The sequence below is a fragment of the Sphingorhabdus wooponensis genome, assembly GCF_003933235.1.
Lineage (GTDB): Bacteria > Pseudomonadota > Alphaproteobacteria > Sphingomonadales > Sphingomonadaceae > Sphingorhabdus_B > Sphingorhabdus_B wooponensis.
The window spans coordinates 1-7,267 of the sequence record NZ_RWJI01000005.1 but is presented as its reverse complement, the minus strand read 5'-3'; the positions used below and the strand labels follow the sequence as shown (position 1 = coordinate 7,267).

At 55.0% G+C, this 7,267-nt stretch carries 1 protein-coding gene; it reads right to left on the bottom strand.

Going from position 1 to position 7,267, the window contains the following annotated elements:
- Positions 1–7,267 (bottom strand): beta strand repeat-containing protein (locus tag D7D48_RS10445; RefSeq protein ID WP_148097091.1); only part of this gene is annotated, 7,267 nt, incomplete at both ends.

Below are 7,267 nucleotides of genomic sequence, written 5' to 3'. Positions count from 1 at the left end.
GTTGACTGCAGCATCAAACGATCCTTCAACCGTCAAATCCGCATCGCCATCGAACACCGCCTCGCCCGCACCGCCAAGGTTGCCCGCATCGGTCAGGTCAATCGTGGCCGTGTCATCGGCATCGGCCAGCGTTACAGAGGCCCCGCCGAGCAACGTTGTGTTGTATGCCGAGTAGTCGATCGCGATGTTGAAGCTGTCAGTGATAACGATGGCGTCGGTGACATCAAATTTCACCAAGGCGCCGCTCAAGCTGTCCGCATCAGCAAGCGACACGTTTACAGCATCGCGAGCGTCATTGATGGTCAAGCTTCCCGTAGTCAGGGCGTCGTAATCCGCCACATCTTGGGCAATGTCGCTGATTTCGGCGTCGCTCGAGGTCAGAAGGACGATATTCGTGCCTGCTACGAACCCAACGCTTCCGTCAATCAGCAGTGCCGCAGTGGCCTGGCTGATCGATACTGGCGTGCCAGTGCCGTCCAGTTCAACCGTGCCCGTGGTCAGACCAGTATAGTCCGCCAGGTTGCCCGCAATGGTCGCCAGTTCGGTGTTGTCAGCGGCGATCGTCAGAATGTCGCCGTCGAAGACGATATTCGCGTTGATTAGCGCTAAGGCCTCTGCCGCATTCAGCGTCACATCACCGTCACCATCGATCGTCACGGAGTTGGCGCCCAAAGCTCCTGCAGTATAGTCCGCAAGTGCGGCCGATACTTGCGCCATCTCAGCATCAGTTACAGCAATGGTTATATTGGTATCGCCATTGAAGACTGGCTCACCAATCCCACCAACAGCCGTAGCATCCGTAAAGTCAAGCGTGACGGTATCGTCGTCATCAACCAGAGTAACGCTGTTGAGCACCGAAGTATCACCCGTGAGTGCATCGGTCGTCAGGGTGGTGAAGTCGACAGTATTGTCGAAAGCACCGGTAACGACAAGGTCTACTCCAGCTGCGTTCAGGAAGCTGAACGACCCCTCAAGACCATTGACAGTGACCGTTCCCGTATAGCCATCCGCATCAATTATAACGCTATCGCCCGCTTGCACAGTGATCACAAAGTCAGCTGTACCCGACAATGTCAAGGTGCGGCCAGCGTCAGCCGTATCCAGTACATAGGTGAAGACAGCGCCGTTACCCTGGAGGTTTACATTGCCCTCGCCCACAATGTGGATCGTTGGCGTTGTACCAACGATGCCGTCACTGAACGCGTTGATCTGAGCTACCGTAAACGTTGCAGTTACAGCGTTCGCATTCAGATTTTCGATGCTGTCCAATCCAACGCCTGTCAGATCATAGCTGGTGCCGTTAGTAAGAACCAGCGTATCGCTACCATCTTCACCAAACATTTCTTCGGCGGTGTCGATGTCGCTGCCCTGAAGCAGAACGAAGGTATCGTCGCCCGTGTCGCCATAAAGCTGATCCGCACCGGCGCCGCCCTCGAGCGTATCATCGCCGTCTTTGCCGTAGATGACGTCGTCGTCCGAACCACCAATCAGCGTATCATTACCCGTCGAACCAAAGAGCGCGAGACCAATAGTTGAGTTGGAACCGTCCACCAAGAACGCATCGCCATTTCCACGGACAGTGGCGAAGCCAAGATCAATGTCGAAGTTGGTCGTCTGAATAGTAATCGTAGAATTGGCCGTATCAAGTTCCGTCGTCGCCATGGCGATCCAGTCACTGGACGCAGTTGCAATGATATTGCCGCCATCAATCGCCACCAGATGGTCTGCTGCGTTGCCGACTGCGGAGAGATCTGTCACGTTGAGCGTCGCACCATTGCCGGCTTCGAAGGTGTCTACACCAGTGCCGCCGGTAACAGTGTCGTTACCAAATTGAACCAAGACGAAGTCGTTACCCCCACCGAGGTTGATCGTATCGTTGCCCCGGCTGTCAAAAACATCATCATTACCGTTACCGGCATTGACTGTAAGCCCAGTTATCGTGCCCGTGTTGTCGAAAAATACGGGGTTCAAATTGATCGTATCGTTCCCAGCAGTACCCGTCACTAAGGCTGCTGCCCCAAGGCCGGTGCCCACGATAGTGACAAATTCATCCGGATTAATTGCCGCATTTTCAAGCGTGTTAGCCCCAAAGGTTGCAGTTTGACCCGCCGCAATGGCAAATACCTCGATATTCACAACCCCATCGGCTGCCAACACAGAGAGGTCGCTGCTGACGTCTACGCGGATGGTGTCACGACCGTCCCCGCCCTGCATGGTATCACCAAGCAAGCTGGTGCCGTCGAGAACAAACGTGTCGTCGCCGCTGTCACCTTCCAGCTCATCTGCCCCGGACCCGCCAGTGATAATGTCATCACCGCCGCCGGCCCAAACTACATCGTTACCGGCACCCGCATTAATAACGTCGTCAGCGGCGTCATTTATATTGATATATATGTCATCGTTGCCGCTGCCACCTTGGATCGTCAGCGCTGTTGCGTTAAAATCGACGGTAAGGTTCATACCCCCATTGTTACCGATGATGTTTCTAATTCCAGCGGAGTTCGCATTTGCCTCAAGCGTGACTGTGCTTCCAACCGTTTCAATCTGCAGCGTCTCTACCGAACCAACATTCGCAAAGTCGCCATCCTCAATCGTCGCAGATTGGCCTAGCTCACGCACGATCAGCGTATCGTTACCAATGCCACCGGCCACAGTGTTCGCGCCGCTGAAGCCATCATTATAGACAACGGTATCGTTGCCGTCACCAAGGTCGACACTCACTTCAGTCGCATCGGTCAGGGTAACAAAATCATTACCGGCACCAGTGTTGAGTTGACGAATGCCACCTTCGATAGCTTCCGCGCCCAGCGTTACCGTGTTGGCGCTACCGCCTAAGTTATCCGCCATTGTGAGCGTATCGACAGTAGCAACGCCGGTGAGCTGCGCATCAACAAGCGTGGTGTTGATACCCGTCACGACTATTTCGTCGTCGCCGTCATCGCCCTGGATGACGTCGCTTGATGTCAAGTTGCTGCCAGCAATTACCAACTGATCGTCACCGGAACCAAGGTAGACCTCTACATCGCCGCCACCGATCTGAACGGTGTCATCGCCTGAACCCATTCCCACCAATATGTTTGAGGTGAAGCTCGAAACATCGAGTGTTTCGTCCCCGTCGTTGGCAGAAATAGTTCTGATGCCGGCCTGCTCTGCTTCGGCGCCCAAAACATAGGAAGCAACATCACCGATCTGGGTCGAAAGATTTAGCACTTCAACGTTTGACACGTTGGTGAACTGTACATCCGCAACAGTTCCATTACCCACACCAAGGGCAAGGGTGTCGTCACCTAGGCCGCCAACAATTGTGTCAAATGCCGTCAGATTGACCGAATTGACGAAATTGAAGCCATCGTCTCCTGCACCGCCCGTGATCGTGTCATTACCGCCCGTCAGCGTGAACGTCAGGTTCGTGGTCGTGTAGGCAGAGGCATTAATCGTGTCATTGCCCGTACCAACAGTGGTGATCCAATTGACATTACCTTCTTCCGCCTGTGAGCCCAAGGTGAAGTTGTTCGTTCCGTCGGCAAGCAGTACTTCAAAGACGTTATTGACGCCTGTAAACTGGCTGTCGACAACCGTGCCCGCGTTCGTGAACTCCAAGTAGTTCCAGCCACCAGTTGCGACACCGTCGAGCTCGCCATAAATGACATCCGCCGATGTCAGGCTTGATGTTGTAACCTTGAAGACATCTTCGCCACCATTGCCGACAACATAGTCAGCGTGGTTCGTGCTCAGCCAGATAATGTTATCTCCATCGTTTCCGCGAATATTAAGGCCATTGGCCGCCAGACGCGCATCGATATTGAGTTCAATTACTCCAGAGGTATCTGCACCCGCAACATCGCCATTAGCCGTCACCGCCATGTCGATACCCGTGCCGATGACAACATTTTCAACACCGGCGTCCGCCGCATAGATCGTAAGCGTATCATTCGCAGTAGTGCTGGTGAAACGCATTTCGTCGGCCGTGCCGCCGTCATCACTCACTTCGCCGCGGGTATGTTCTGCACCTCTGGTGAAGACATAGACGTCATTGCCGTCGCCGCCACGCAACTGATCGTTGCCCATGCCGCCGATGAGAATGTCATCCTCGATATTGCCTTGCAGAATGTCAATGCCGGATCCGCCAATTAAGCGGCTAGCATCCACGCTGCCGCGCAGCGCCAGACCGACTGTCGAGGCGCTGCCGTCAATCGTATAACCGAACGTGTCGCCATCGGTCGCCGCCAGCAAAAGGTTAACGTTAAGATTGGTCGTCAAGATTGTAGCGGTGCCATAGTTCCAAGTGGAACTGTCTGCAGTGTACTGGGTCGTGGCTGTCGCCTCAACTGCACCGCCTGTTTTAACCTGAATACGGTCGGCAATGGATCCCGTCATGCTCAGATCGAGGATCTCGTCCAGTTCCCCTGCGGCACCGTTATTTCCGATCCGGAAGCTGTCCTGACCAGCAGCGCCCGTGTAGCTGTTGCTGCCCGCGCCGCCGTAGAACAGGTCATTGCCTGAACCACCAACAATAACGTCATCGCCGCCGTTTGCCTGAACGGTAACCCCGGCATTGTAACCGGTTAGCGTAATGGTGTCAGTGCTATCGCCAGTTTCAATCCAGCGAATACCGGCCAACTGCGCGACGCCCCCGATTGTGACCGTATTTATATCGCCATCGTCACCGTTGACCCGCAGCGTTTCCACGCCGGTTGTCTGGCCAAAGTCGGCATCGATCACCGTCGCGTTGGCGCCGATGCGGATGGTGTCGCCATAGCCAGGGCTGAACTCTGCTGCCGAATTTGTGTCATCGTTATTGCCGCCCACGACAATATCGTTGCCATTGAAATCACCGGCATCGAAGTAAATTTCGTCATCGTTGTCGCCGCCATCGATGTTGTCATCACCCGAGCCCGAGCGGATCAAATCTGCGCCGTCGAATCCAGAGATGCTGTCGTCACCGGAACCTGTCAAAACTTCGTCGTCACCTTGGCCGGCATTGATGTCGTTATTACCATCCCCAACGGAGATATAATCATCCCCCGAACCGGAGATAACAGAGTCGTCGCCCGCTCCAGCATAAACCTCATTGTCACCGTTGCCAGCGCTAATGAAGTTATCGCCTTCGCCAGCACGGACAACATCATTTCCGCCGTTGGTCTCGATATTGTCATTGCCGGACCCTGTCTCAACATCGACGTTGTTGTCGCTTGCGAAATGCATAAAGACTTGCATGTCACCGGTCACGGTGCCGGCGCTGACAGTGGCGTCACCAACGAAGCCCAACTGTGTGACATTGACATCCGATGCGCCGTTCACGGTGAGCTCGCCATCGGCAATCATGGCCTGGGCATCAATGTTGACTGTGTCGCCATCTTCAGGCGCGTTGACCGTGGCATTACCCGCGCCCAATGTCACGGCGATGGTATCGGCATTGCCGTCGGCAGCAAGGTTGACCGTGAGGTCGCCCGTAAAGTTAGACGCAACGATATCGGCATCGGCACTTGTGCCGACATTTGACAGAGAATTCACCGTTACCGATGCAGCCGCGCCATCGATGGTGATGGTGTTGGCATCAGCCACAAGGCTATCAACCACCGCCGTGTCGCCGGCAGCTCCATTCATGTGCAGCGTCAGGTTGCCTGTACCGCTATCCAGCGACAGCGTCTCTATGCCATCTCCAGCGCCCTTGGTAACAACGGTGTCGCCTGAAGTTTGGCTCGCGTCGATGGTTACCGAGTTTGCAACACCAATCTCGTTGGTCGCGTCGCCTTCAATCGTAAGCGTGGAACCATCGACCATCAGTGCAGCGGCAATGCGCAGCGTGTCTGACACGTCGCTGTCGTTGATTGTGGTGCCGGCCAGGCCAGTGGTGACGTTAATCTCATCATTATCTGCGTTGTCGAGATCAATCGTCAGCGTGCCAATGAGTAGGTCGGCCGCATTCAGGTCGGCCGTAAGGCCGTTAACTGTCACATCCGAGGCACCATTAATGTCGACGAGGTTAGTTTCGGCAACATTAGTGGCGTCAAGCACAACGCTTTCATCGTCCGTCAGGGTGTTCAGCGTGATCGCGCCGGACCCAGCGGTCACATTGATGGGGTCGTTTACATCTGCAGATGCACCGGTCGTAATCGTGAGCGTGCCGGTCGTCGTACCCGCATTTACATCCGCCCCGTTGACCGTCGCATCGACGTCGGCCGCGCCGGTGATCGTCAGCACTTCGGTGTCGACAATGTTGGTAGCATTGATCGTAACGCTATCGCCAAATTCTACCGCAGCGATGTCAGTCGCGTTGGTACCCGCGGTAATTGCGATCTGGTTGATATCGCCATCGGCTGCAGTTGAGACGTTAAGCGTGCCGTCAAGGCCTGCAGCGTTCACATCGGCAACAACTCCAGTTGCTATAACAACGGCATCGCCATCAATCGTCAGGAGATTGTTATCTGCCAACACAGCCGCATCGATGTTGACTGTGTCGCCATCTTCCGACGCGGTTACCGTGGTGTTGTCCGAGCCAGTTATGATGCCAATAGTCGTCGCAAGTGTGTCAGACGCAGTTGTTACATCAAGCGTCCCGTCCAGATCGGCAGCGTCGATGTCGGCGATGCTATCTAAAACCGTGACGTCAGAGTTACCGCTCAGGATCAACAGATCATCGTCCGCCATGCCCGTATTGTTTATTGTCGTGGTCGCCGCGTTGGAGGCGATCTCGATATTTCCGCCAGCTGGGCTGGTGTTGGTTACAACCAAGTTGCCAGTCAGACCTAGGGCGTCGATATCGGCCACATTGTCGACGTCAACGTCCGAAGGACCGGTAACAATCAGCAGTGTATCGTCAGCCATCAACTGGTTGTGAATGGTGGTATCACCACCGCCCGTGTTGACGGTGATGCTGGCCTGGCCATTCGGGCCAGTTGCCGCAAGCGGATTACCGACGGTGATCTCAAGCGTGCCGGTAAGCGCCGTAGCATTCACATCAGCAAGAACGTCGCCCGTAACGACAACGTTATTGGTACCCGCCAGAGTGATATTGGTATCTTCCAACATCAGATCGCCGTCAACGGTAACGACATCGTCCTGGCCATTGGCGGTAACGCTGGTGTCATTAGTGCCGGTAGTGATCGTGATCTGATCACCAGCAGCATCTGCCGTCGTCACACCGAGCGTGCCTGTGAGACCTGTGGCGTCAATATCCGCAACCGTGTCACTAACCGTTGTGTTCGCAGCGCCAGTCAGTGTCAGAACAGTGTCATCCGACATCGCGCTATTCTCAACCGTCGTC